The organism is Tateyamaria sp. LSS28 (genome assembly GCF_059611725.1).
In genome coordinates this window covers 403,900-428,082 of the sequence record NZ_JCAPFI010000003.1, presented here as the reverse complement: position 1 = coordinate 428,082, position 24,183 = coordinate 403,900, and the positions used below count along the sequence as shown (strand labels likewise).

Sequence of the window (24,183 nt, the reverse complement as noted above, 5' to 3'; positions counted from 1 at the left end):
TCCCAACAGGGTCACGCGAATGTATCGGCAAAGCTGTTGCGATAGATGTCCGACAATTCCGACAGCGGGGCCGAGCTGTTGCCCATCCACACCGTGTCGCCCGAGAATTTGCCGACGGAAACGATAGGAACACCCGCCTTGCCAGCGGCGATCATCAAGGCTTCGGCCTTGTCGAACGAACACGCTACCAGGTAACGTGCCTGATCTTCGCCAAAGAAGCTGCCCATCTCGTTGGCGTCGATCCATACGCCAACGCCTGCCGCCTCTGCCAGTTCAAAGGCAGCAAGGGCAAGGCCGCCATCGCTCAGATCGGTGCAGGCGTTGATCAAGTGTCTGTTTTCGCGAATGAAATCGCCATTCCGCTTCTCGGCATCAAGATCCACATGTGGCGCGTCCCCGTCGGTACGTCCAAACACTTCCGCAAGGATTGCCGACTGACCCAGATGCCCGCCGCAGTCTCCGACCAGCAAGGCCACGTGGCCATCGCGCACGTCGCCACCGATGATGTTGTCTGGGTGATCGATCAGCCCAACGGCCCCGATGGTGGGGGTGGGCAGGATGCCGGTGCCGTCCGTCTCGTTGTAAAGCGACACGTTGCCCGACACGATGGGCATGTCGAGCGCTTCGCAAGCCTGACCAATCCCGTCGAGCGCCCCCACGAACTGCCCCATGATCTCGGGCTTTTCAGGGTTGCCGAAGTTCAGATTGTCTGTTGTTGCCAATGGCTTGGCGCCCACTGCCGTCAAGTTTCGATAGGCTTCAGCCACGGCCTGCTTACCGCCCTCGACCGGGTTGGCCTTGACGTAACGTGGGGTGACGTCCGACGTGAAGGCAAGGGACTTGTCCGTGCCATGCACCCGCATGATCCCGGCCCCCAGACCCGGTGTGCGGGCGCTGTCGGCCATGACCATGGTGTCATATTGCTCAAACACCCACTGTTTCGCGGCGTAGTTGGGGCTGGCCAGCAGGGCCTTGAGGCCGTCGATCGGGTCGATGCTTGGGATGTCCCCGAGGGGACTGGCTTCTGGTGTGGGTTCCCATGGGCGGTCATATTCCGGGGCCTCGGAGGCGAGTTTGGACAGCGGCAGGTCTGCTTTGACCTCGCCATCGTGCTCGATCAGAAAGCGGTCTTCGGGAAGCGTTTCACCCACGATGGCGAAGTCCAGATCCCACTTATCGAAGACGGCCTTGGCCTCGGCCTCAAGCTCGGGATTGAGGACCATGAGCATGCGTTCTTGGGACTCAGACAGCATCATCTCATACGCGGTCATGTTCTCTTCGCGCACAGGCACGTCGTTGAGGTTCAGCTTAACGCCAAGACCGCCCTTGTCGCCCATCTCGACGGCAGAGCAGGTCAGACCTGCCGCCCCCATGTCTTGGATCGAGATCACGGCACCGGTCTTCATCAGTTCCAGCGTCGCTTCCATCAGGCGCTTTTCGGTGAAGGGGTCACCTACCTGAACAGTGGGGCGTTTCTCTTCAATCGTGTCATCGAACTCGGCAGAGGCCATGGTGGCTCCGCCCACACCGTCGCGGCCTGTTTTGGCACCGAGGTAAACCACCGGCATGCCAACGCCTGAAGCGGCGGAGTAGAAAATCTTGTCGGCGTCGGCCAAACCGGCAGCGAAAGCGTTGACCAGACAGTTGCCGTTATAGGCAGGATCAAACCGCACTTCTCCGCCAGCACACGGCACGCCGAAGGCGTTGCCGTAGCCGCCGATACCTTCGACGACACCATGGACCAATTGGCGGGTTTTGGGGTGATCGGGTTCGCCGAAAGACAGGGCGTTCATAGATGCAATCGGGCGGGCACCCATCGTGAAGACATCGCGCAGGATGCCACCCACGCCGGTGGCCGCGCCCTGGTAGGGTTCGATGTAGCTGGGATGGTTGTGCGACTCCATCTTGAACACCACGGCCTGTCCGTCGCCGATGTCCACCACGCCGGCGTTCTCACCCGGGCCACAGATCACTTGAGGGCCCGTGGTCGGCAGTTTCTTGAGGTGGATTTTGGAGGATTTGTAGGAGCAGTGTTCGTTCCACATGGCCGAAAAGATACCGAGCTCGGTAAAGGTTGGCTCACGTCCGATGATCTCGAGGATGCGGTCGTATTCGTCGGGTTTGAGCCCGTGACTAGCGATCAGATCTTCGGTGATTTTCGGCTCGGTCATGTGGCGTCCCCCGCGGCTTTGGACCGCTCTTTAGAGCAGGGACGGGGCAGGGGAAAGGGTTTGTCCCCGCGGGGACAGCCTGTACGTTGCGTTTAGGGTATTTTCATCGCTTTTTGATCGTTCCGAGAGATCAATTGCTTAGATCGTCGCGCGGTCGCTTTGGCCGAAATTAACCTGACTTAGGCAGGCTGGGCCATGACCCGGAGCGGTTGCGCGCGCCATGTCGGACACAAGATGCGCGCAACACAGGGTGTGTCTTAGCCATTCAAAAGCAGGATGGTCACGATTCCATCGTCATCAGAGGACGATGACCGGGCCTTGATCCGCAGCCTTTGGGTGTCGGCATCAATCACAATATTTCCATCCTGCAGCGTCAACAGGTCGGTCTTGGTTGTGACGATCACGTCCTTGCCACGCAAACGAAAAATGGATCCGGCGCGCGGCACCAAAAAGAGGCGCGTGCGATCCTGGTTGATGCGCAAGCCATTGGTCAGCCCCACGAAGTCACCGTCTGAAGAATAGACGCGAATACCGCTTTTGCCATCGATGGCGGCGATATCCGACGGGCTGAGGTCGGCGTGCGCAACAGTGGCTGAGAGGCCGAGTGTCAATGCGGTAAGGGTCGATTTAATAAACGTCATAACAGGCTCCTTTTTATGCTGTTGCACATCAAATGGTTGCCAGCTTCCCCAAAGAAAGGTGGTGTCACGACCACGTGTCGATCACCCTATGTCATCACACCGGAATGCGATGCCGCGTGACTGAATAAAGTTTTCTTTCTCGTTTTTAGGTCGACCGCTTCAATCCCCGGGTTTATCCGCCGCAGGAGCTTGATCCGCCACCTCTTGCGCGGCCTGTGTCGCGGCTGCGGCGATGGTGGCCTTGTCCTCATCCGTCAGTTTGTCCTGATCCGTGAGGTTCGGGATGGCCACACGCACCTCGCGGCGCGCGAATTCGAGGCCGTTCTCTTCGAACGCCTTGTTGACGCGGTTGTAGATTTCCTTGCGCAGCACGAATTGTGTGCCGGGTTTGGCCATGAACTTGCCCCGGATCACGATGCCCACGTCGTCGAACTCGAACACGCCTTGGGATTTGAAGGGTTGCAGGAAGTCGTCCTTGAACTGGTCCAGGGCCATCATTTCCTGCCCGATCTTCTTGAACAGTTTTCGGACCTTTTCAGGATCGGTGCCGAAGGGGACGGTAAAGCGCAGTTTCATGATCACCCAGTCGCGGCTGAAATTGGTGATCTTTGGGATTTCGCCATAGGGCAAGGTATGCACCGGGCCCTTGTGGTGGCGCAGCTGCATGGAGCGGATCGAGATTTTTTCGACCGTGCCCATGGTGCCATCCACTTCGACATATTCGCCGGTGCGGAAGGCGTCATCGACCAGGAAAAAGATACCCGACACAACGTCCGTCACCAATTTCTGCGCGCCAAAGCCGATGGCGAGGCCGACGATACCGGCACCTGCCAGCAGCGGCGTCGTGTCCACCCCGATGTTGCTGAGCCCCAACAAGAGGAACAGGACGATGATGGTTGCCTGACTCACGCCAAGGATCAGGGGCAACACGGTCGACAGGCGCGATCCGCCCGCGCCGCCGCCATCGCCGGTGTCTTCCGTGTCAGGGTCGTAGCCTGATGCCGTTTGTTCCGCGGCCAGCTTGCGGTTGATGATGAGCGAGACGACCTCGTAGACCAGATAGCCGATTGCGATGATCATCAGGAATTCGATCAGGCTGGCGGCGAAGCGTTCGCCAACACCGGCCGAGGCGAGCGTTGTCGGTGTCATGCCCCAGAAGCCCGCGATCGAGATCAGCACGATACCGAACACGATGACTCGGCCGATGCGGATATAGGACCGTTTCGTTGCAACATATGCGCGTTGTGCGACCGCCCCTTCACCCGTCATCGGCGGGGCCAACCGCCGCACGAGGCCGCGGATTGCCGTGTCCATGGCCGGAGCGAACAGCAGAAGTGTCATGGTCTTGTAGTGAGGTGCGCTGGCCAGCGCCGCGAAGTTGCCATAGCTGACCACGATGTTGACCACCCACCATGTGCCTATGGCGGTCGCAATGGCGAAATAGGGGAAGGCGCGCGCAATGCGTTCTTCGACCGGGCTGACGTCAGGATCAGCGCCGCGCATCATGCGCACCATGGCATCGCGGTAGCGCCAGACGATGACGGCCACATAAACGTGCACCGAAAGATTGATCCAGAAACCGATGCGGGATTCACCCATTGGCACGCCATTCGCTGCGTTGAACGGGATGATGGAGGCACCAAACCCGATCAGGAGCGCAAGCCAGAACATATGAAATACGATGGCGCGTGCGACCTCGTCCGTGGCGTGCACGATCCGGTATGCAGGCGCCGTCGGCGCCATGAAGAAGCGCCCCACCGCGATGGCCAACCGAGGCAGGCCCACGAGGTTGAATCCGAACAAGGTGATGAATGGATGGTAGTAGGGTGGCACGACGAGGTTTGTCAGTGCGATGGCTGCCGCGATAAAGACCCCCACTGCGGCCAGTTCGCTGAGCAATCGGATAAAGAGCAGGGACAGAGTGGACCGCAAGTTGGCATCCTGATCCGCCTGTTCGGGCAGGATCAGCCATCTGCGGATAAAGCGCCGGAACACCAGTTCGATCAACAGCGCTCCGATTGTGACCAGAATGAAGAAGCCTGCGGTTGCTAGCAGACCATTTGTGCCCACGAAGTTGGCGAAATTCGAAAACGCCTTGGCCTGGCTGCTGAACAGGATCGGCACGCGTTCTACCGACTCCGTGATTGTGCCGAACGCACCGGTCGTTAGGTGGTACAGAAATTCGCCAACACCTGCGTCTTCCTGTTCCGGAACAGCTTGCGCGTTGAGTTGATCCAGCAGCAGCTCGCGCACTTGCGTGTCGGACAGGCGCGAGATCAATGCGTTTGCTGCATCCTCGGTCAGAGGGTCGGGCAGCTCGGGGACCGTTTCGCTGGAAGATGAGCTGCTTCCTGTCACGGACAGGCCCTGTGCGGATGCGCCGACGGCAATGGTCAATGAAAGGACGAATACCATCGTCCGCAGCAGGAAATTCATCAAATGCATAGGCCCCCCGGCGCAAAGTCTTTTTTCCCGGCATGACCGGAAAAGGGATTCGTTGCAACGCGGGGATAAAAAAAGGCCGAGCGCGAAGCTCGGCCAAGTCCAACAGGGAGGTATGAAGATGGCGCGATATGCGCCGTGTATCTTCAGTAGGCGAGGTAGGGATGCTAATGCCCCCGATCAAGGCACTTTCTGCACGCGCAAAGGCATGGCAGATATGCATTTTTCGCATATCTCAGGGATTTTCTTTTTTCCTCAACATCTTACGGTACGCGATGATCTCTTCCTGCACGAAGTCCCGGAAGGCGGCGATCCGCTTGGATTGGCGCAATTCTTCTGGGTACGCCAAAAAAACAGGCACATCAGCAGATTCAATCTCGGGTAGCACGCGGACGAGTCGCGGATCGTCCAGTGAGACGTAGTCGGGCAGGATGCCAAGGCCGAGATCCTGAAGCACCCCCTGCAACACGCCGAAGTAGTTGTTCACTGTCAGAAGGGACCGCACTTCGTAGGTCAGCAAGTGCTGCACGAGGCTGCTGCCTGCGCCCACCTGGGCCGAGTTTACGTTCTGGCAGATCAGGCGGTGATGGATCAGGTCTTCCGGCGTGTTGGGTGTGCCATTGGCATCAAGATAAGCCTGCGTGGCGAACACCTGCATCTTGACCGTCATAAGACGCTTTCGGATCAGGTCGGCCTGGCTGGGTTCTTTCATACGGATGGCCACGTCGGCCTCGCGCATGGGCAGGTCGAGCACGCGCTCTTCGAGCATGAGATCGACGCGGAGGTCTGGGTATTGCTCATAGAGTTTGACCAGACGCGGGGCCAGCCACAGCGTGCCGAAGCCGATTGTGGTCGTGACGCGTAGATCGCCGAACACTTCTTCTTCGCTGTCGCGGATGCGGGCGCTTGCAGTGTCCAGCCGCTTGTTCATCGCGGTCGTCGCATCAAACAGCAACTCGCCCTGTTCCGTCAGGATCAGCCCGCGTGCATGGCGGTGAAACAAGGTGGCGTTCAGCGATTCTTCGAGCCCGCGGATTTGCCGGGACACGGCGGATTGGCTCAGATTCAGCTTGTCACCTGCGTGAGTCAGGCTGCCCGCGTCTGCGACCGCGTGAAATATCCGTAACTTATCCCAGTCCATTTGCACCACTTTCGTAACGTTTGCGCTACCGTATCCGAAATAGTCTCTTTTCACATCGCTTGCATGACCGGAACCGGGAACGCACGAAAAATTTTCTGGTAAGGTCAGAGTGTGTGACCTATTATTCAACTGAGAATATGCAAGACTGATCACGGCAGGGGAGGCCAGCGATGAGCACGCAAAAGATTTCCTTGAACGACCGCTACGATCTTGAAAAGAGCCCCGTTTTGCTGAACGGGACACAGGCGCTTGTGCGCTTGATGCTGATGCAGAAGGCGCGGGATACCGCTGCGGGGCTGAATACTGCCGGCCTGGTGACTGGATATCGCGGGTCTCCGCTTGGGGCCGTGGACATGCAGATGACGCGGGCGCTGAAGCAGCTTGCCGCGCATGACGTGACATTTCAGCCGGGGCTGAACGAGGATTTGGCAGCGACTGCCCTATGGGGCGCGCAGCAGGCCGAATTGCGTGGCGAGGGCAAGTTCGATGGCGTCTTTGGTCTGTGGTACGGCAAGGGGCCGGGCGTGGACCGGTCTGGCGACGCATTCAAACACGCCAACATGGCTGGATCGTCGAAACATGGCGGTGTGCTGGTCGCCATGGGGGACGACCATACAGGTGAAAGCTCGACCGTATTGCACCAGTCCGAATGGGCGCTGATTGACGCCTACATGCCTGTTGTCTCTCCGGCGGGCGTGCAGGAGATCATGGACTATGGTGTCTATGGTTGGGCGCTGAGCCGGTTTTCGGGGCTGTGGGTTGGTCTGAAGACCATGAAGGACACGGTGGAGGCCACCAGTGTCGTGGATGGCGACCCGCATCGCATGGCCATCAAGGTGCCGGACTACCAACTGCCCGAGGGCGGATTAAACATTCGTTTGGTGGATACGCCGACCGAACAAGAAACGCGGATGATTGACCACAAACGCTTTGCGGCAGAGGCGTTTTCACGCGCCAACCGCATGGACAAGCGCATGTGGGGCAAGCCCGGAGCCAAGATCGGCTTTGTCGCTGCGGGCAAGAACTGGTTGGATTTGGTCCACGCTTTGAACCTGCTCAATATCGATGAGAACGAAGCCGAGCGGCTGGGCATCACGACCTACAAGGTGGGGCAGACTTTTCCGCTGGACATGCAGGGCTTCCACGACTGGGCCGAAGGCTTGGACCTGATCGTTGTCGTCGAGGAAAAGCGCAAGCTGATCGAGGTGCAGATCAAGGAGGCGATCTTTGACGACCGGCGCGGGCGGCGCGTTTACGGCTGGTATAAGGGGGGTGCCGGTGGCCTGCACCGCGAAGAGCTGTTTCCGACCCGTGGGGCGCTGGACCCGATCCTGATTGCTGAGAAACTGGGCGGTATTCTTTTGGAGGAAGGCCGCAATACCGATGGGATCAAGGCAGGGCTGTCCAAGCTGGACGAGGCACGCCGGTCCGACAATGCCGAGGATATCGCGGCGCGCTTGCCCTATTTCTGTTCAGGCTGTCCGCACAATTCATCGACCAAAGTGCCCGAGGGGTCGCGGGCCTATGCCGGGATTGGCTGTCACTACATGGTGCAATGGATGGACCGCGAGACCATCGGGTATACCCATATGGGGGCCGAGGGCGCGAACTGGATCGGCGAGGCGCCGTTTTCGACACGCGATCATGTGTTTCAGAATATAGGCGACGGGACTTATAACCACTCGGGCGTGCAGGCCATTCGCGCAGCTTTGGCTGCCGGAACCAACATCACTTACAAGATCCTGTACAACGACGCTGTTGCCATGACGGGTGGGCAGGGGAATGAGGGTGGCCTTGATCCCTACCGCATCGTCGATGAAGTCCGAGCGATGGGCTGTGAGCATGTCGCCGTTGTCTATGACGAAAAGGAAGATGTGGATGTCTCGCGCTTTCCTACGGGTGTGCCGACCCATGAGCGGGCGGAGTTGCCGCTGGTTCAAGAGCGCTTTGCTAAGACTGAAGGCGTGAGTGCCATCGTTTATGTGCAGACTTGTGCGGCCGAGAAGCGTCGGCGCCGCAAGCGCGGCACCTTTCCGGACATCGACAAGCGTGTGTTCATCAACACGGATGTGTGCGAGGGCTGCGGCGATTGTGGCGTGCAGTCGAACTGTGTCTCCATCGTGCCGAAAGAGACCGAGCTGGGCCGGAAGCGGGCGATTGACCAGTCGTCCTGCAACAAGGATTTTTCCTGCCTCAAAGGGTTCTGCCCCAGCTTCGTGACGCTGGAAGGGGCGCAGGTGAAGAAGGCTGCGACGACCGAGTTGCATTTGCCTGATCTGCCGATGCCCAAACTGCCTGAGATCAAAGGCACTTGGAATGTGGTGATTACGGGTGTCGGTGGCACTGGTGTTGTGACCATTGGCGCGGTCATGGCGCAGGCGGCGCATATCGACGGTAAAGGTGCCGGGATGATGGAAATGGCGGGGCTGGCGCAGAAGGGCGGTGCGGTGCACATCCATTGTCGGTTGGCGAATGATCCTGCCGATATCAGTGCCATTCGGGTTGCGACGGGCGAGTGTGATGCGCTGATTGGCGGCGACCTGGTGGTCAGCGCTGGGGCCAAGACGCTTGGCCTGACCAGCGCTGGGCGCACGGGCGCGGTGGTGAACAGTCATGAGATCATCACCGGGGATTTCACCCGTGATACAGAGTTTGCGCTGCCGTCTGATCGACTATCCCTTGCGCTGGAAGCGCGTCTGCGGGATCGGGTGGACATGTTCGATGCCTCGGATCTGGCGAAGGCCACGATGGGCGACAGCATTTTTTCCAACATGATGATCTTTGGTGCTGCGTGGCAACGGGGCTTGGTGCCGTTGACCCATGACGCCATCGTGGCGGCGATTGATCTGAACGGTGCGGCGGTTGAGCGCAACAAACGCGCCTTTGATATCGGGCGCTGGGCGGTGCTGCATGCGGAAGAGGCCGCGCGGATTGCGGAGCCCAAGGTGATCCAGTTGCCGAAATCGCTGGATGAGAAGATCGCCTTCCGGGCGGATCATCTGGTGAAGTACCAATCCAAGCGGCTGGCCAAGCGCTATCGCAAGCTGGTGGATGGGATTGAGGACGTCGCTGTGAAGGAGGCGGTGGCCAAGGGCTATCACAAGCTGCTGGCCTACAAGGACGAGTACGAGGTGGCCCGCCTGCATCTGGAAACAGAGGCCAAGGCGCGCGAGCAGTTCGAGGGGGATTTCAAGATGAAGTTCCATCTGGCCCCGCCGATGCTGTCAAAAGACGGTCCGGATGGGCGGCCTGTGAAGAAGGAGTACGGTCCTGGCATGATGCGCAACTTCCGTCTGTTGGCGAAGTTGAAGGGTTTACGCGGGACACCGCTGGACATCTTTGGGCGGACCGAGGAACGGCGGATGGAGCGGGCGCTGATCAAGCAGTATGAGGCCGATATGAAGGCGGTGCTGCCCAAGCTGGATGAAGGCACCCGCGATGCGATTTTGGCGCTGGCTGCGCTTCCGCTCGACATTCGGGGCTTTGGTCCGGTCAAGCAGGCGAACGAGGTGAAGGCGGCCAAGCGGCGTGAGGAGTTGCTGTCCGTTATTCGGGCAGGAGGGCCAGAACAGGCCAAGGCGGCTGAGTGATCGCGTCACACCTGCGTCATATGGGCTAGGCAGGATTGCGCGCACCCCGTAAAACGGGTGGCTAGTACCGTCATCAGGCAAAGCACCATGCCCAACCGTCAGCAACGCGAAATCACGCGCGAGATCAGCTATTCCCACTCGGCCGAGACCAAGGGTGGGCGCGCGTTGATCCGTATCCTTGAAAACACGACCGGGCGCTTGCGGCTGATCAAGCGGGCGCAGGGCTACGAACACGAAGTGGCGGCGGGCCGTGACTTCTGGGCCGTAATGGTGGAGCGCTATGGGCTATCGCTGAATGTCGTTGCGGGCAGTTTGGACAACATCCCGCGTGACAAGCCGCTTATTCTAATTGCGAACCATCCGTATGGCATTCTGGATGGTTTGATGATGGGACATATCCTGTCGACCATCCGGGGCGATTTTCGGATCATGGCAAACTCGGTCTTCAAGAAGGCCGAGGAGTTGAACAAGGTGCTACTGCCAATCAGCTTTGATGACACGCGTGAGGCGATGGCGCTGAACGTGGCGACCCGCAAGGAGGCGTTGCGCTATCTTGGCGACAGCGGAGCGATTGGCATCTTTCCCGGTGGGACTGTCAGCACGGCAGCAAAGCCGTTTTCGCGGCCCATGGACCCCGGTTGGCGCAGTTTTACGGCGCGCATGGTGGCGAAATCCGAGGCGACCGTTGTGCCGCTCTACTTCGATGGACACACCAGCCGCATGTTCCAGATTGCCAGCCATCTGCACAATACGCTGCGCCTTGGCTTGCTGATCAAAGAGTTCAAGAAGCGGGTGGATACGCCCGTGGATGTGGTGATTGGGGACCCTATCGGCAGGGATGTGCTTAACCCGATGGCGCAGCACCCCAAACAGATGATGGAATTCCTGCGCAAAGCCACGTATGAGCTGAACCCGAACCCGGTGAAGATGTTTGACCTGGGATATGAGTTCGAAGAGCGGCACCGCACGTGAGCCGCGAGAGGTGCTGCATGGCAGTTGGTATTTTCGATTCCGGTTTGGGCGGTTTGACCGTGCTGGATGCTGCGCAAAAGCGGCTGCCGGATGTGGATTTCGTGTACCTCGCCGACAGTGCGAATGCGCCCTACGGTGTGCGGACGGCCGACAATATCTATGACCTGACGACTGCGGCTGTGCAGCGCCTGTTCGATGCGGGTTGCGATCTGGTGATCTTGGCCTGCAACACGGCCTCTGCAGCGGCTTTGCGCCGGATGCAGGAACGGTGGGTGCCATCTGACAAACGTGTGCTGGGTGTTTTTGTACCAATGATCGAAGCGCTGACCGAGCGTCAGTGGGGAGACAATTCTCCGCCGCGCGAGGTCGGGGTGCAGCATGTTGCATTGTTTGCAACGCCTGCGACAGTGGCGAGCCGCGCGTTTCAGCGCGAGCTGGCCTTTCGCGCCATTGGCGTCGATGTCGAAGCGCAGGCCTGTGGGGGCGTTGTGGATGCCATCGAGGATGGCGACATGATTTTGGCGGATGCGCTGGTGCGGTCCCATGTGGATGCGCTGAAGCGTAAGATGCCCGAGCCGCAGGCTGCCATTCTGGGCTGTACCCACTATCCGCTGATGCAGGACGAGTTTCAGGACGCGCTGGGCGCGGATGTGGCTGTGTATTCGCAAGCCGGTTTGGTGGGCGAGAGCCTGGCCGACTATCTGCAGCGTCACCCTGACAAGATGGGCAGCGGTGCGTCGGGGTATCTGACCACCGGTGATCCCAAGACCGTCAGCCAGCGCGCCACGCAATTCTTGCGACGACAGATCACGTTTGAAGCCGCTTGATCTGACCCTTTATCCAAGAAGACTGACATGACCTATAACATCGCTATTCTGGGCGCTTCCGGCTACACGGGCGCTGAATTGATCCGGCTGATTGCTGGGCACTCTTCCATTGAAATCAAGGCTTTGGGTGCGTTCTCTAAAGCTGGGCAGACTGTTGCGCAGGTCTATCCTCACTTACGTCATCTGGATCTGCCGCTCATGGTCGCCTTTGACCAGATCGACTGGGCGGGGATTGACCTGTGTTTCTGTGCCTTGCCGCACAAGACGAGCCAAGAGGTGATCTCGGGCTTGCCGCGCGATCTGCGGATCATTGATCTGAGCGCGGATTTCCGGCTGCGCGACCCGGAGGCCTATCAGAAGTGGTACGGCAACCCGCATTCGGCGGTCGAGATGCAGGGCGAAGCTGTCTATGGCCTGACCGAGTTTTATCGCGATGAAATTACCGCTGCGCGGTTGGTGGCTGGCACGGGGTGCAACGCTGCCACGGGACAGTTTGCGTTGCGGCCATTGATTTCGGCGGGCGTGATTGATCTGGATGACATCATTCTTGACCTCAAGGCGGCCGTGTCTGGCGCGGGGCGGGCGTTGAAAGAGAATTTGCTGCATGCCGAGTTGAGCGAAGGGTATCACGCCTATGCCACGGGCGGCGCGCACCGGCATTTGGGCGAGTTTGACCAGGAGTTTTCCAAGGTTGCGGGGCGGGATGTGCATATCCAGTTCCAGCCGCATCTGATCCCTGCAAACCGGGGGATTTTGGGCACGGCCTATGTGAAGGGCGAGGCACAGGCGATTTATGACACTTTGGCGGCGACCTATGCGGCTGAACCGTTCATCGAAGTGCTGCCGATGGGCGAGGTGCCCAGCACCCGGCATGTACGTGGATCGAACTTCTGCCATATCGGTGTCGCGGCGGATCGGTTGCCCGGGCGGACGGTGGTGGTTGCTGCCCTCGATAATTTGACCAAGGGATCGTCGGGGCAGGCGTTGCAAAATGCCAATCTGATGTTAGGTATTCCAGAGACTGAAGGGCTGTTGATGGCCCCGTTGTTCCCTTGATGTGAGCCCATGAAAAGTCTGAAGAAGCAGCGCCGGATCCAGATCATCGCCCTCGCGGCGGTCGCACTGACGGTTTCGACGGTGCTGATTGGCTATGCCATGCGCGACGGTATCAACTTTTTTCGGGCGCCCAGTCAGATTATGGCGGAACCGCCTGGTCCGAACGAGGTGTTCCGCATTGGCGGACTGGTCGCTGAAGGGTCGTTGATACGTGGCCAGGGCGAGTCGATTCGCTTTGAAGTGACCGATGGCGGCGCAACGGTGCCCGTTGTGTTTACAGGTGTGTTGCCGGATCTTTTTGAAGAGAACCAAGGCATGGTTGGGACCGGATCGTACATCAACGGCGTATTTGAAGCCTCTGAAATTCTTGCGAAACACGATGAGACCTATATGCCTGCCGAGGTCGTCGATGCGCTCAAGGCGCAAGGTGTCTACAAAGAGCCCGACACGTAGCGTTCGGTCAAGTTAAAGCCCGTTAACCGACATCACAGCAGTCTTCCCATCACATCTACGGGAAGGGCTGGCTGATGCAGAATGTCCAAGACATTGCAGAAGAGATCGTGGGCCGCGAGGGCGGATTCGTGAATGATCCGGATGATCCGGGCGGCGCCACGAAGTTTGGTGTCACGATCCACACAATGGAGCGCTTGGGTCTTGATCTGGACCAGGATGGCGATGTGGACGTGCGCGACGTGCGTCGTCTCAGCCGTGCGCAAGCGGTGGATATTTTCATCACGCATTACTTCGAGCGACCAAGAATTGCAGCGTTGCCGGATGCACTGCACGCCACCGTCTTTGACATGTATGTCAACGGGGGTGCCAATGCGATCAAGATCCTGCAGCGTTTACTGAACACCATGGGGCACGCCGTTGTGGTCGATGGGGCGCTTGGACCGCAGAGCATCGGGGCCACGCGGGCTGCTTACGATGCGGCACCTGATCATCTGGTTGATGCTTACGGGATTGCGCGGCGCAACTATTACTTCCGCATCGCTGATAATCGGCCCGCCAGCCGCAAGTACGCGCGCAGCCGTGCAGGCGGGAAGGGCGGCTGGATCAAGCGGGCCGAGGAGTTCGTCGCCCCGCGCTTTCATCTGACAGAGACGCAGTTTCGGGAAAGGGTTGCGGCATGGGGTTGATGCAGGGGTTGTTCGCGCTGCTGTTCGGCAGTGATCGTAATGTGGTGAAGGACACGGTTGAGGTGTTCCGGGAGAATGCCGAGGCCGGATCGGCACGGGCCCATGAGGTTCAAATTCAGGCGATGCGCGAGTTGGGGGCCGAGTTTGCGGTGCCGCGCGTGGGTTGGTTTGACCGCGTGATGGACGGGATCAACCGCTTGCCACGTCCGGCGCTGGCTTTGGGGACCCTGGGCTTGTTCGTGTCGGCCATGGTGGCGCCCTTGTGGTTTGCCGAACGTATGCAGGGGATTGCGCTGGTGCCTGAACCGCTCTGGTGGCTCTTGGGTGTGATTGTGTCCTTTTATTTTGGGGCCCGCCATCAGGTTAAGGCGCAGCAGTTTCAGCGGGAGATTGTGCAGACGATGTCGCATGTTCCGCAAGTGATGGAGAATGTTTCGGCCCTTCGGAAGATGCGGCATGACGGGATTGGTGCGGCTGCGACGGACGGGGATGCGCGGCTGACTGTCGCGTCGTTGGCGCGGGGCGAGAATGCGGCACTTGACGAGTGGCGTGCTGCGGCGTGATCCAAAGGCCGCTTGCGCGACGACATTCTTCAGGGGCTCTGCCCCCGCCTGCGGCGTCCCCGTGGTATTTATTGTCAGAAGAAACGCAGTTTCTGGCGATGTCGTGATGCGACATAAACGGCATACCCATTGGCGGCGGGCATAGGGCGTCATATAACCGAGACATGATTACAGAGCTCGGTCACTTCGCCCTCGTCCTCGCCTTTCTGATTGCCATTGTTCAGGCTGTTGTCCCGTTGGTTGGCGCATGGCGGCGCGATGCGCGCTGGATGGCGGTTGCGGAACCTGCGGCGTCGGCGCAGTTCCTGCTGATTGCCTTTTCCTTTGCGGCACTCATGTGGGCGTTCATCGTCTCGGATTTCTCTTTGCGGCTGGTGGTGCTGAACAGCCATTCGGCAAAGCCGATGCTCTACAAAATCTCGGGCACGTGGGGAAATCACGAGGGGTCCATGCTGCTTTGGGTGCTGATCGTGGCGCTGTTCGGGGCGATGGCCGCGTGGTTTGGGGACAATCTGCCGCCCACCTTGCGCGCACGGGTGCTGGCGGTCCAAGGGGCGATTGGTGTCGCCTTTCTTGCCTTCATCCTGTTCACATCGAATCCGTTTCTGCGTTTGGCCGTACCGCCCTTTGACGGGCAGGATTTGAACCCGCTGTTGCAGGATCCCGGTTTGGCCTTCCACCCGCCGTTTCTGTATCTGGGCTATGTTGGCCTGAGCATGGCGTTTTCCTTTGCCGTCGCTGCGTTGATCGAAGGCCGTGTAGATGCGGCCTGGGGCCGTTGGGTGCGACCCTGGACGCTGGCGGCCTGGGTTTTTCTGACCATTGGAATCGCGTTGGGGTCCTGGTGGGCCTATTACGAGCTGGGTTGGGGCGGCTTCTGGTTCTGGGACCCGGTCGAGAATGCGTCTTTCATGCCATGGCTGCTGGCGGCAGCGCTGCTGCATTCGGCCATCGTGGTTGAGAAACGCGAGAGCCTGAAATCATGGACCATCCTGCTGGCGATCCTCGCCTTTGGGTTTTCGTTGATCGGCACGTTTATCGTGCGCTCTGGCTTGCTGACCTCGGTCCACGCCTTTGCCAATGATCCCGAGCGTGGTGTGTTCATCCTGATGATCATGGGCTTCTTCATGGGAGGCGCGTTGCTGCTGTTTGCACTGCGTGCGGGTACCATGGAGGCGCGGGGCGTGTTTGGCATGGTCAGCCGCGAAAGTGCACTGATTGCCAACAACCTGCTGCTTGCGGTCAGTTGTTTTGTGGTCTTCGTGGGTACGATGTGGCCGCTGGTGGCCGAGATGTTTTTTGACCGGAAGTTAAGTGTCGGTCCGCCTTTCTTCAATATGGCGTTCACGCCTTTCATGGTGATACTCGGTTTGATCTTGCCGATCGGCGCGATGATCCCGTGGAAGCGGGGGCAGATCTCGAAAGCGGTACGGCCGCTGCGCTATGTCTTTGTATTGGCCTTGGCCTTTGGTGGGTTGGCCTGGGCGATGAACACGGGCAAGCCGTTGACTGGCCCACTGGGTGCGTTCCTTGGCGCGTGGCTGGTGATGGGGGCAATGGTCGATCTTGCGTCTCGGACCGGGAAGAAATTTGATTTCGGACGGCTTTGGCGCCTTCCGCGGGCGGACTGGGGCAAGACGGTTGCCCATGCAGGCTTGGGTGTCACGATGATTGGTGTTGCGGGCCTGACGGCTTGGCAAACCGAAGACATCCGTGTCGCCCAGATTGGGGAGCAATTCAATGTCGGTGGATATGATTTGACCCTTGATGCCGTCGAGGATGTGGAAGGACCGAACTACCTGTCCACGATGGCCTCTATCACGCTGTCACGAAACGGGAGTGAGATTGCGCAGCTGCGCCCCGAGAAACGTATCTATCCGGTGGCGCAGATGCCCACGACCGAAGCCGGGATCGATTATGATCTGGCTCGGGATGTGTATGTTGTGATCGGTGACGCCCAGCAGGGCGGCGGTTGGGCTGTGCGGACCTATATCAAGCCGCTGACCAACTGGATCTGGATTGGTTGTGCGCTCATGTCCCTGGGAGGGCTCTTGTCACTGAGCGACCGACGCTTCCGTGTGGCCGTTGGGGCGCGCAAGGTTCAGGCGGTGCCTGCGGAATGAAGCGGCTTGTCGTTCTTTTCTGGATGGTTCTGAGCACGGCGGCGCTGGCACTTGATCCGTCGGAAATGCTTGAAGACCCCGAGCAAGAGGCACGCGCCCGTTCGTTGGATCATGCGCTGCGCTGCGTGGTTTGCCAGTCCGAATCCGTTGCATCGTCGAATGCACAGTGGGCCATTGATGCGCGGCAGGTCATTCGCGAGCAGGTGGCGGAGGGACAGAGCAACGCGCAGATTGTTGATTTCTTTGTCGAACGCTACGGAGAGTTCGTGTTGATGACGCCCCGCACATCCGGGTCCAACTGGATGTTGTGGGCGGCTGGGCCGCTGATGTTCCTTTTGGCCGCTGGCATCGGTTTTGGCTATTTGCGCGGGCGCAGTCGTGCGCCTGTCACCACAGAAGCCGGGTTGAGCGATGAGGAAACCCGTCGTTTGCGCGAGATTATGGACGAGTAACGGCGCGTCGGGGCTTTTCTAAACTGATCGGTTTGATATTGAGGATCGGAACCTGAAGGGACACCGGCCATGAATTACGAGACGCTCACCTACGCAATGGAAGATGGCGCAGCGATCATCACGCTGAACAGGCCCGACGTGATGAATGCGCTGACGACGCAGATGCGAGCGGAGATCGAGGTGGCCGTTACCCATGCAGGCAAGACGGCGCGCGTTGTGGTGTTGACCGGTGCCGGGCGTGCCTTTTGCTCGGGTCAGGATTTGGGGGATCGCGCCAATGCGTCCAACCTGGATTTGGAACGCACATTGCGCGACGAATACACACCGATGTTGAATGCGATTGTTGACTGTCCCGTACCCACTGTGGCCGTGGTCAATGGTGCAGCCGCCGGGGCGGGGGCGAACCTTGCACTGGCATGCGATGTGGTGATCGCATCAGAAAGCGCGTATTTTCTGCAAGCCTTTACCCGGATCGGCCTGATCCCGGATGCGGGGGGGACCTATGTGTTGCCGCGTACGATGGGTATGGCCAAGGCCATTGGGGCCGCGCTGTTTGCCGAAAAGATCACGGCCCGCCAAGCGGACGCATGGGGCATGATCTGGGAAGCGGTGGCGGATGAGGCGTTCGAGGATCACTGGAAAGCGCGTGTCGCGCATCTGGCGAATGGTCCGACCAAGGCCTTTGCCGCCGCCAAGCGCGTGATCCGCGCAAGCTGGGGCAACGACCTTGAGGCACAGATGGCATCAGAAGCGTCCGAGCAGGGCGATTGCGGTCAAAGCCGTGACTTCCGCGAGGGCGTGCTGGCCTTTGTCGAGAAGCGCAAGCCGAGTTTCGAGGGGCGCTGACCCGCGCGGGATCAGCACCCCCGCGGGTCAGACCGTTGTGTTGGGGTCGAGAACCGAGACAGGGATACCGGCGATAAAGCCGATGTCGTCCGTTGACAGAGATCCTGCTGCCCCGTTCACAATCGTAACAGGTTGACCATTCAGGGCGACAATTGCGTCGTCACCTGCTGTCAGGACAGAAACGCTTGCTGGTGTCGCGGCATCTGGATCATCCAGAATGAAGATAAAGTCTTCTCCAGGGACATAGTCCGTGATCGTGCTCGGGCCCTGATCTCCTGACAGGGCATCTGCGAAAATCCCGAACTCATCCTCGCCCTCGCCACCGGTTGCGATGTCTCCGCTCCCGATGAGTAGTGCGTCATTGCCGTCACCGCCGTTCAGTGTATCGGCGGCGTTGTCTTCCGCGTCAGCCACGCTGAGCAGGACGTCGTCCAAGTCTTCCAGCCCGGCGGCTTCGACAAAGCTCAGCGTCCCATCCCGCAAACCGGCCAATTCAAATTCTGACAGGTCGATCTCGGCCAAGTCGCCGCCCATGATCAAGTCAGTGCCGCCGCCGCCCTCAAGTGAATCGGCGTCGGTACCGCCAACCAACGTATCTTCTCCGAACCCGGCCGCAATGGTGTCACTGCCGTCGCCGCCCTCAAGCCAGTCCCGACCGAGACTACCGGTCAGCCTGTCATCGCCGCCGCGACCTTGTGCAAAGTCGTCGCCCTGGCCGCTGGCAATTGTATCATCGCCTCCGCCGCCGATGATCACATCGTCATCCGCTTGGCCTAGAAGTTGGTCATCACCAGCGTCGCCTACAATGCGGTCGTCACCTGCGCCGCCTTCGATCGTGTCCGAAGATGCATCACCGTTGATTATGTCTTGACCATCGCCGCCGATCAGAAGGTCCGTCCCTTCTGTCCCGTTGATGATCTCTGAATCTTCGGTGCCGGTGACTTCTACACCGTCTGGCTCTGTGACCGAGTTGCTTGAACTGTCGTCGTCATCATCCACTAGGCTAACGATCAGGCCAATGCCCAGCAACGTCAGAAGAGTAAAACCAATTACCATAACAACACCCCCCAGTGTTTTGTCTTTTTTTGGAGCGGTGGTGCGTCTTCTGTCAAGCAGATATGGGCATTGTCGACGGCGACGAAACGATGCGGAAAAACAGATTGAATTGATCGAAAAAAAGCCCCGCACTGGGCGGGGCTTTTCCTTGGATCAGCGGTTTTCGATGTCCACGTAATCGCGGGACGTTTCGCCCAGATACAACTGGCGCGGGCGGCCAATCTTGTTCTGCGGATCTGCGATCATTTCTTTCCACTGCGAGATCCAGCCCACCGTCCGCGACATCGCAAAGATTGGTGTGAACATCGACGTGGGGAAGCCCATCGCTTCGAGGATAATGCCGGAATAGAAGTCCACGTTCGGGAACAGCTTCTTCTCGGCAAAGTACGGATCCTCCAGCGCCTGCTTTTCAAGTTCCTTTGCAACTTGCAGGATCGGATTGTTGTCGACCCCCAAGAGCTCCAGAACCTCGTCCGCTGATTGCTTCATAACCGTCGCACGGGGATCGAAGTTCTTGTAGACGCGGTGGCCGAAACCCATCAGGCGGAACGGATCGTTCTTGTCCTTGGCACGGGCAATGAATTCGGGGATGCGGTCGACGCTGCCGATTTCCTTGAGCATCTCGAGGCATGCCTGGTTTGCACCGCCATGGGCCGGGCCCCAGAGGCAGGCGATACCGGCCGCGATACAGGCGAACGGGTTCGCCCCCGAAGAGGAGGCCAGACGCACGGTTGAGGTCGAGGCGTTCTGTTCGTGATCCGCGTGCAGGGTAAAGATGCGGTCCATGGCACGGGACAGGATCGGGTTGACCTCGTAATCCTCGGCCGGGACGGCAAAGCACATGCGCAGGAAGTTCGACGCATAATCCAGATCGTTGCGCGGATAGATGAACGGCTGGCCGATCGAGAATTTGTAGGCCCAGGCGGCAATCGTCGGCATCTTGGCGATCAGGCGGATCGAGGCGACCTCGCGCTGGTGGGCGTCGTGGATGTCGGTGCTGTCGTGGTAGAAGGCCGACATCGCCCCAACCACGCCGGTCATGATCGCCATAGGGTGCGCGTCCCGGCGGAAGCCGCGGTAGAAATACACCATCTGCTCGTGCAGCATGGTGTGGTTTGTCACGAGGCTTTCGAATTCTTCCAATTGTGCGGCTGACGGCAATTCACCGTAGAGCAGCAGGTAGCACACTTCGAGATAGTGCGATTTGCCAGCCAGTTGATCAATGGGATAGCCACGGTGCAGCAGCACGCCCTTGTCCCCGTCGATGAAGGTGATGGTGCTGTCGCAGCTGGCGGTCGAGGTATAACCGGGGTCATAGGTGAACACACCCGCCTGGCCATAGAGTTTGCGGATATCCAGCACATCGGGGCCCGCGGTGGGCGAGTGGATTGGCAGATCGAAGCTGTCGTCACCAATTGTCAGGGTTGCGGATTTTTGGGTATCGGCCATCAGGGTCGTTCCTTTCGTCGCGTGGCGGGCATGCCCGCCTGGGGCCGCGGTAGACCCGCGTGCCCATCGTTAGACTGCGCACCATGAACGATTGATGAACCTCGTCAGGCGGCAGCATCCTCAAGCCTGGCAAGGGTTTCTTCGCGCCCCAGCACCAGCATCATGTCAAAGACCGAAGGCGTTACGGCCCGACCCGCAAGGGCGGCCCGCAACGGGCCTGCCAGCTTGCCGAATTTCGTGTCCTGTGACGCAGCAAAATCGTTCAGGACCGCCTCCAAACTGTCACGGGACCAAGTAACGGTTTGCAACTGCGGCGTCAATTGCGACAGTATACTACGGGATACCGTATCAAGCGCTTTTGATGCCTTTTCATCCGGTGCGATTGGCCGCTCCGTCAGAACAAAATGCGCTTTTTCAAGCAGTTCTGGCAAGGTCTTTGCCCGTTCCTTGACGTAGGGTAGCGCGTTCAACAACCCATCTTTCTGCGATTGTTTCAGAGGTTCCTTGCCCGCAGCCTTCAAAAAGTTCTCAATTTCTTGCTGCAACGCAGCGTCCTCGGTCTGCGCGATGTGCTGACCGCTGAGGTTTTCAAGCTTCTTTACGTCAAAGCGGGCGGGGCTTTTCCCGATGCCGCCAAGGTCAAACCACTCCTTTGCCTGCGCATCGGTAAAGAACTCGTCGTCGCCGTGGCTCCATCCCAGGCGAGCAAGGTAATTGCGCATACCGGCGGCGGGATACCCCATGACCTGATACTCTTGCGCACCAAGCGCACCGTGCCGTTTCGACAATTTTTTACCGTCTGGCCCGTGGATGAGTGGGATATGCGCCCAGACGGGAACATCCCAGCCCATGGCATCATAGATCATCATCTGTCGGGCGGCGTTATTCAGGTGGTCATCGCCGCGGATCACGTGCGTGACCCCCATGTCGTGATCATCCACCACGACGGCAAGCATGTAGACGGGCGTGCCGTCAGCGCGCAGCAGAACCATGTCGTCCAGTTGGTCATTCCGAATGGTCACATCACCTTGCACTTCGTCACGGATCACGGTGTTGCCCTCTTTCGGGGCCTTGATCCGAACCACGAACGGCGCATCGGGGTGTGTGGCAGGGTCAGCGTCGCGCCAGGGTGAGCGGAAGAGGGTCGATTTGCCCTCGGCCCGTGCGGCATCGCGGAAGGCTGCAATCTCTTCCTGCGTCGAGAAGCATTTGTACGCTTTGCCTTCTGCCAGAAGCTGATGCGCGACCTCTGCATGGCGGTCAGCGTTTGCGAACTGGCTGGTCGCCTCGCCATCGTGGTCAAGCCCGAGCCACGCCATCCCATCGAAGATTGCTTGTGTTGCTTCCGGGGTGGAGCGCGCGCGATCGGTATCTTCGATCCGTAGCAGGAAGGTTCCGCCGCGCCCCCGCGCGTACAGCCAGTTGAACAGCGCCGTGCGTGCACTGCCGATGTGCAGGAACCCCGTGGGTGAAGGAGCAAAGCGGGTGACGACGGGTTGTGACATGGTGCGCGTTTACCTTTGTTTAACCACGGTGGGTCTACGGTTTGCGCTCCTGATACTCACCATGGGCGAGAGGGGCAAGCATGGGGCATGGCCTGGGATTTCGCCACGTGATGCTGATCCAGCGCGGCCACCTGTTTGGATGGTGCCCGGTTGGAATGGCCTGTGGAATTGCGCTGTTTTTCGGACTGCGGTTTGAGCCATCTGTTGCCCTGATCCTGAGTGTCGGTTCTGTGGGGGCGGGTGCCGCGTTTGTCTCTCGGCGCATCGGTGAGGCGATGTCGCCTGTATTCGTGTTTCTGACCATGATTGCTCTTGGTTTTGTCCTGGCCGGATGGCGGGCGCATTCCGTGGCTGGTCCGGTGCTGGACTGGCGCTATTACGGGCCAGTTGAGGGACGCATCGTTGGTATGGATCGCAGTGCATCTGATGCTGTGCGCCTGACCTTGGATCACGTCAAGCTGGACCGCGTTGCCCCGTCGGATACGCCAAGACGGGTGCGCATTTCATTACATGACAAATCTGATCTGGGTGTGACGCCGGAACCCGGTTTGCGGGTGATGACCACCGCGCATCTTGGGCCTCCGGGTGGCCCGGTGGAGCCCGGAGGTTTCGATTTCCAACGCCATGCGTGGTTCGCAGAACTGGGTGCGGTCGGTTACACTCGCGTGCCTTTGCTTGCCATCAGCATGGCGGAATTCGATCTGCGCCAGACAGTCTTCCGTATCCGCATGTCCGTGTCGACCCATGTGCGGGCAGTCTTGCCCGGGGATGTGGGAGGGTTTGCCGCGGCTGTGACCACCGGGGATCGCAGCGGGATCAGCCAGAATGCCTTGCAAGACCTGCGAGCCTCCAACACGGCGCATTTGCTGGCGATTTCGGGGCTGCATATGGGCCTGCTGTCGGGCTTTGTGTTCGGTCTGCTGCGCCTGCTCTTTGCCTTGATACCACGCATTGCACTGTATTGGCCTGCTCGAAAAATGGCCGCCGTGGGCGCTTTGATTGCAGCCTCGGTCTATCTTGCTTTGTCCGGAGGAAATGTAGCGACCGAGCGTGCCTTTGTTATGGTAGCGGTGGCCCTCTGTGCGGTGCTGGTCAATCGGCGTGCCCTCAGCCTGCGGGCGGTGGCCATGGCCGCGTTGATTGTTTTGACTTTACGACCAGAGGCGTTGATGGGCCCCGGTTTCCAGATGTCCTTTGCCGCCACCACCGCGCTTGTCGCCGTCTTTGGCTGGATCCGTGATCTTGACTGGTCGCTTGGCCCGAAATGGTTGCAGCCTGTTTTGGGGGTCGTGATCTCTTCGGCTGTGGCAGGGCTTGCGACGGCACCCATCGGTGCCGCGCATTTCAACACGATGGCGCATTACGGGCTAATTGCGAACCTCGCAAGTGTGCCGCTCATGGGCACGCTTGTGATTCCGGCGGCGGTTTTGGCGCTGGTGCTGGCACCTGTTGGCCTTGATGGCATCGGTTTGTGGTTGATGGGTCTGGGGTTGCGTTGGATTCTTTGGGTTGCCGATACAGTGTCCGGGTTGGAGGGGGCACAGGGTTACGTGGCGGGGCCGGGTCCAGCCGTGTTGCCCTTGATGGCTTTGGGCATGCTCTTTGTGATCCTTTGGCAGGGGCGTGTGCGCTTTGCAGGGGGGGCCGCCGTCGCTCTTGCTTTCTTGCTTTGGCAAACAGGATCGCGCCCGCAGGTGTTGGTGGCCGATACGGGCGGTATCGTGGGCCTCATGACCGATGAAGGGCGCGCCTTGAGCAAAGCCAAGGGTGCGGGGTTTGTCGCGCGCAACTGGTTGGAAAACGATGGGGAGGGGATTGAACAAGAAGATGCCGCAGCGCGCTGGAAAGAGGGGAGCGGTCCCCGGATCGTGCACCTGAGTGGCAAACGCGCGGCTGCGGGATTTTCTGGCTGCGCGAAGGGCGACATTGTTGTCAGCAACACGGAGCTGCTCGACGCTGCAAACCTTCCGTGTCTTGTGCTATCCCCACCCATTCTGCGGCGCACCGGTGCCATTGCCTTTGTGGAAACAGGGGGCGGGTTGCGTATTCGCACAGCGCGTGACGTTGCCGGGGATCGCATGTGGTCTGGCTGGGCCAAAGCCCCACCACCCGAACTGACAAGGCTTTTCGAAAACAATTGGGCTGTTGCGGAAAACAAGTAAGGCGGACCATTGGTCCGCCCTACGACACACATTCTGTGCGGTGATCGT

At 59.4% G+C, this 24,183-nt stretch carries 18 protein-coding genes; 11 read left to right on the top strand and 7 right to left on the bottom strand.

All coding sequences use genetic code 11. The features are described from left to right. Positions 1 to 11: 11 nt before the first annotated feature. The 4 genes from purL to AC53L6_RS10655 all read right to left on the bottom strand — a co-directional run bounded on the left by purL (position 12) and on the right by AC53L6_RS10655 (position 6,395). Positions 12 to 2,171 carry a phosphoribosylformylglycinamidine synthase subunit PurL gene (purL, locus tag AC53L6_RS10670; protein ID WP_496907823.1) on the bottom strand — a complete coding sequence of 720 codons (2,160 nt, stop codon included), beginning with the start codon at positions 2,169 to 2,171 and terminating at the stop codon, positions 12 to 14. Positions 2,172 to 2,428: 257 nt separating this feature from the next. Continuing rightward, positions 2,429 to 2,812: a hypothetical protein gene (locus AC53L6_RS10665; protein WP_299741870.1), complete on the bottom strand. Its 384-nt coding sequence runs from the start codon at positions 2,810 to 2,812 to the stop codon at positions 2,429 to 2,431. 159 nt (positions 2,813 to 2,971) lie between these two features. Next, on the bottom strand, positions 2,972 to 5,248 hold the full coding sequence (locus AC53L6_RS10660) for a mechanosensitive ion channel family protein (RefSeq protein WP_496907822.1): 2,277 nt from the start codon (positions 5,246 to 5,248) through the stop codon (positions 2,972 to 2,974). 241 nt (positions 5,249 to 5,489) lie between these two features. Beyond that, on the bottom strand, positions 5,490 to 6,395 hold the full coding sequence (locus AC53L6_RS10655) for a LysR family transcriptional regulator (RefSeq protein ID WP_299200413.1): 906 nt from the start codon (positions 6,393 to 6,395) through the stop codon (positions 5,490 to 5,492). 170 nt (positions 6,396 to 6,565) lie between these two features. On the opposite strand from AC53L6_RS10655, the gene AC53L6_RS10650 reads away from it, so the two are divergent. The 10 genes from AC53L6_RS10650 to AC53L6_RS10605 all read left to right on the top strand — a co-directional run bounded on the left by AC53L6_RS10650 (position 6,566) and on the right by AC53L6_RS10605 (position 17,963). After that, positions 6,566 to 9,985, top strand: a complete 3,420-nt coding sequence (locus tag AC53L6_RS10650; RefSeq protein WP_496907821.1) for an indolepyruvate ferredoxin oxidoreductase family protein — start codon at positions 6,566 to 6,568, stop codon at positions 9,983 to 9,985. Between the two features lie 87 nt (positions 9,986 to 10,072). Then, on the top strand, positions 10,073 to 10,957 hold the full coding sequence (locus tag AC53L6_RS10645; protein ID WP_299699371.1) for a lysophospholipid acyltransferase family protein: 885 nt from the start codon (positions 10,073 to 10,075) through the stop codon (positions 10,955 to 10,957). A 17-nt stretch (positions 10,958 to 10,974) separates the two neighbouring features. Beyond that, entirely contained in the window at positions 10,975 to 11,784 is an 810-nt protein-coding gene (locus AC53L6_RS10640) for a glutamate racemase (RefSeq protein ID WP_299597259.1), read from the top strand. A gap of 27 nt (positions 11,785 to 11,811) precedes the next feature. After that, positions 11,812 to 12,840 carry an N-acetyl-gamma-glutamyl-phosphate reductase gene (gene argC / locus AC53L6_RS10635; protein WP_496907820.1) on the top strand — a complete coding sequence of 343 codons (1,029 nt, stop codon included), beginning with the start codon at positions 11,812 to 11,814 and terminating at the stop codon, positions 12,838 to 12,840. A 9-nt stretch (positions 12,841 to 12,849) separates the two neighbouring features. Further along, a complete protein-coding gene (ccmE, locus tag AC53L6_RS10630; RefSeq protein ID WP_299200365.1) occupies positions 12,850 to 13,293 on the top strand; it encodes a cytochrome c maturation protein CcmE in 444 nt (147 codons plus the stop codon). A 74-nt stretch (positions 13,294 to 13,367) separates the two neighbouring features. Beyond that, the gene (locus AC53L6_RS10625; protein ID WP_496907819.1) at positions 13,368 to 13,979 is read left to right on the top strand and encodes a holin-associated N-acetylmuramidase; all 612 of its coding nucleotides are present in this window, start codon (positions 13,368 to 13,370) and stop codon (positions 13,977 to 13,979) included. After that, positions 13,970 to 14,542: a holin family protein gene (locus AC53L6_RS10620; RefSeq protein ID WP_496907818.1), complete on the top strand. Its 573-nt coding sequence runs from the start codon at positions 13,970 to 13,972 to the stop codon at positions 14,540 to 14,542. Before AC53L6_RS10625 ends, AC53L6_RS10620 begins: the two co-directional genes overlap by 10 nt. A 164-nt stretch (positions 14,543 to 14,706) precedes the next feature. After that, entirely contained in the window at positions 14,707 to 16,665 is a 1,959-nt protein-coding gene (locus AC53L6_RS10615) for a heme lyase CcmF/NrfE family subunit (RefSeq protein WP_299200341.1), read from the top strand. Next, positions 16,662 to 17,117: a cytochrome c-type biogenesis protein gene (locus tag AC53L6_RS10610; RefSeq protein ID WP_299200333.1), complete on the top strand. Its 456-nt coding sequence runs from the start codon at positions 16,662 to 16,664 to the stop codon at positions 17,115 to 17,117. The genes AC53L6_RS10615 and AC53L6_RS10610 overlap by 4 nt, the downstream gene beginning before the upstream one ends. Positions 17,118 to 17,186: 69 nt before the next feature. Continuing rightward, the gene (locus tag AC53L6_RS10605) at positions 17,187 to 17,963 is read left to right on the top strand and encodes an enoyl-CoA hydratase-related protein (protein WP_496907817.1); all 777 of its coding nucleotides are present in this window, start codon (positions 17,187 to 17,189) and stop codon (positions 17,961 to 17,963) included. A 27-nt stretch (positions 17,964 to 17,990) separates the two neighbouring features. Here the strand turns inward: AC53L6_RS10605 and AC53L6_RS10600 are convergent, their stop codons facing one another. From AC53L6_RS10600 to gltX, 3 genes are all read right to left on the bottom strand, one after another. Next, positions 17,991 to 19,019: a calcium-binding protein gene (locus tag AC53L6_RS10600; RefSeq protein WP_496907816.1), complete on the bottom strand. Its 1,029-nt coding sequence runs from the start codon at positions 19,017 to 19,019 to the stop codon at positions 17,991 to 17,993. 153 nt (positions 19,020 to 19,172) lie between these two features. Next, positions 19,173 to 20,468 carry a citrate synthase gene (gltA, locus tag AC53L6_RS10595; protein WP_299200312.1) on the bottom strand — a complete coding sequence of 432 codons (1,296 nt, stop codon included), beginning with the start codon at positions 20,466 to 20,468 and terminating at the stop codon, positions 19,173 to 19,175. A 104-nt stretch (positions 20,469 to 20,572) separates the two neighbouring features. Continuing rightward, positions 20,573 to 21,973 (bottom strand): glutamate--tRNA ligase, encoded by a 1,401-nt coding sequence (gene gltX, locus AC53L6_RS10590; RefSeq protein WP_496907815.1) that lies wholly within the window; start codon positions 21,971 to 21,973, stop codon positions 20,573 to 20,575. Positions 21,974 to 22,053: 80 nt separating this feature from the next. Between gltX and AC53L6_RS10585 the strand changes: the two genes are divergently transcribed. Next, positions 22,054 to 24,135 (top strand): ComEC/Rec2 family competence protein, encoded by a 2,082-nt coding sequence (locus tag AC53L6_RS10585; protein WP_496907814.1) that lies wholly within the window; start codon positions 22,054 to 22,056, stop codon positions 24,133 to 24,135. Positions 24,136 to 24,183 lie beyond the last annotated feature (48 nt).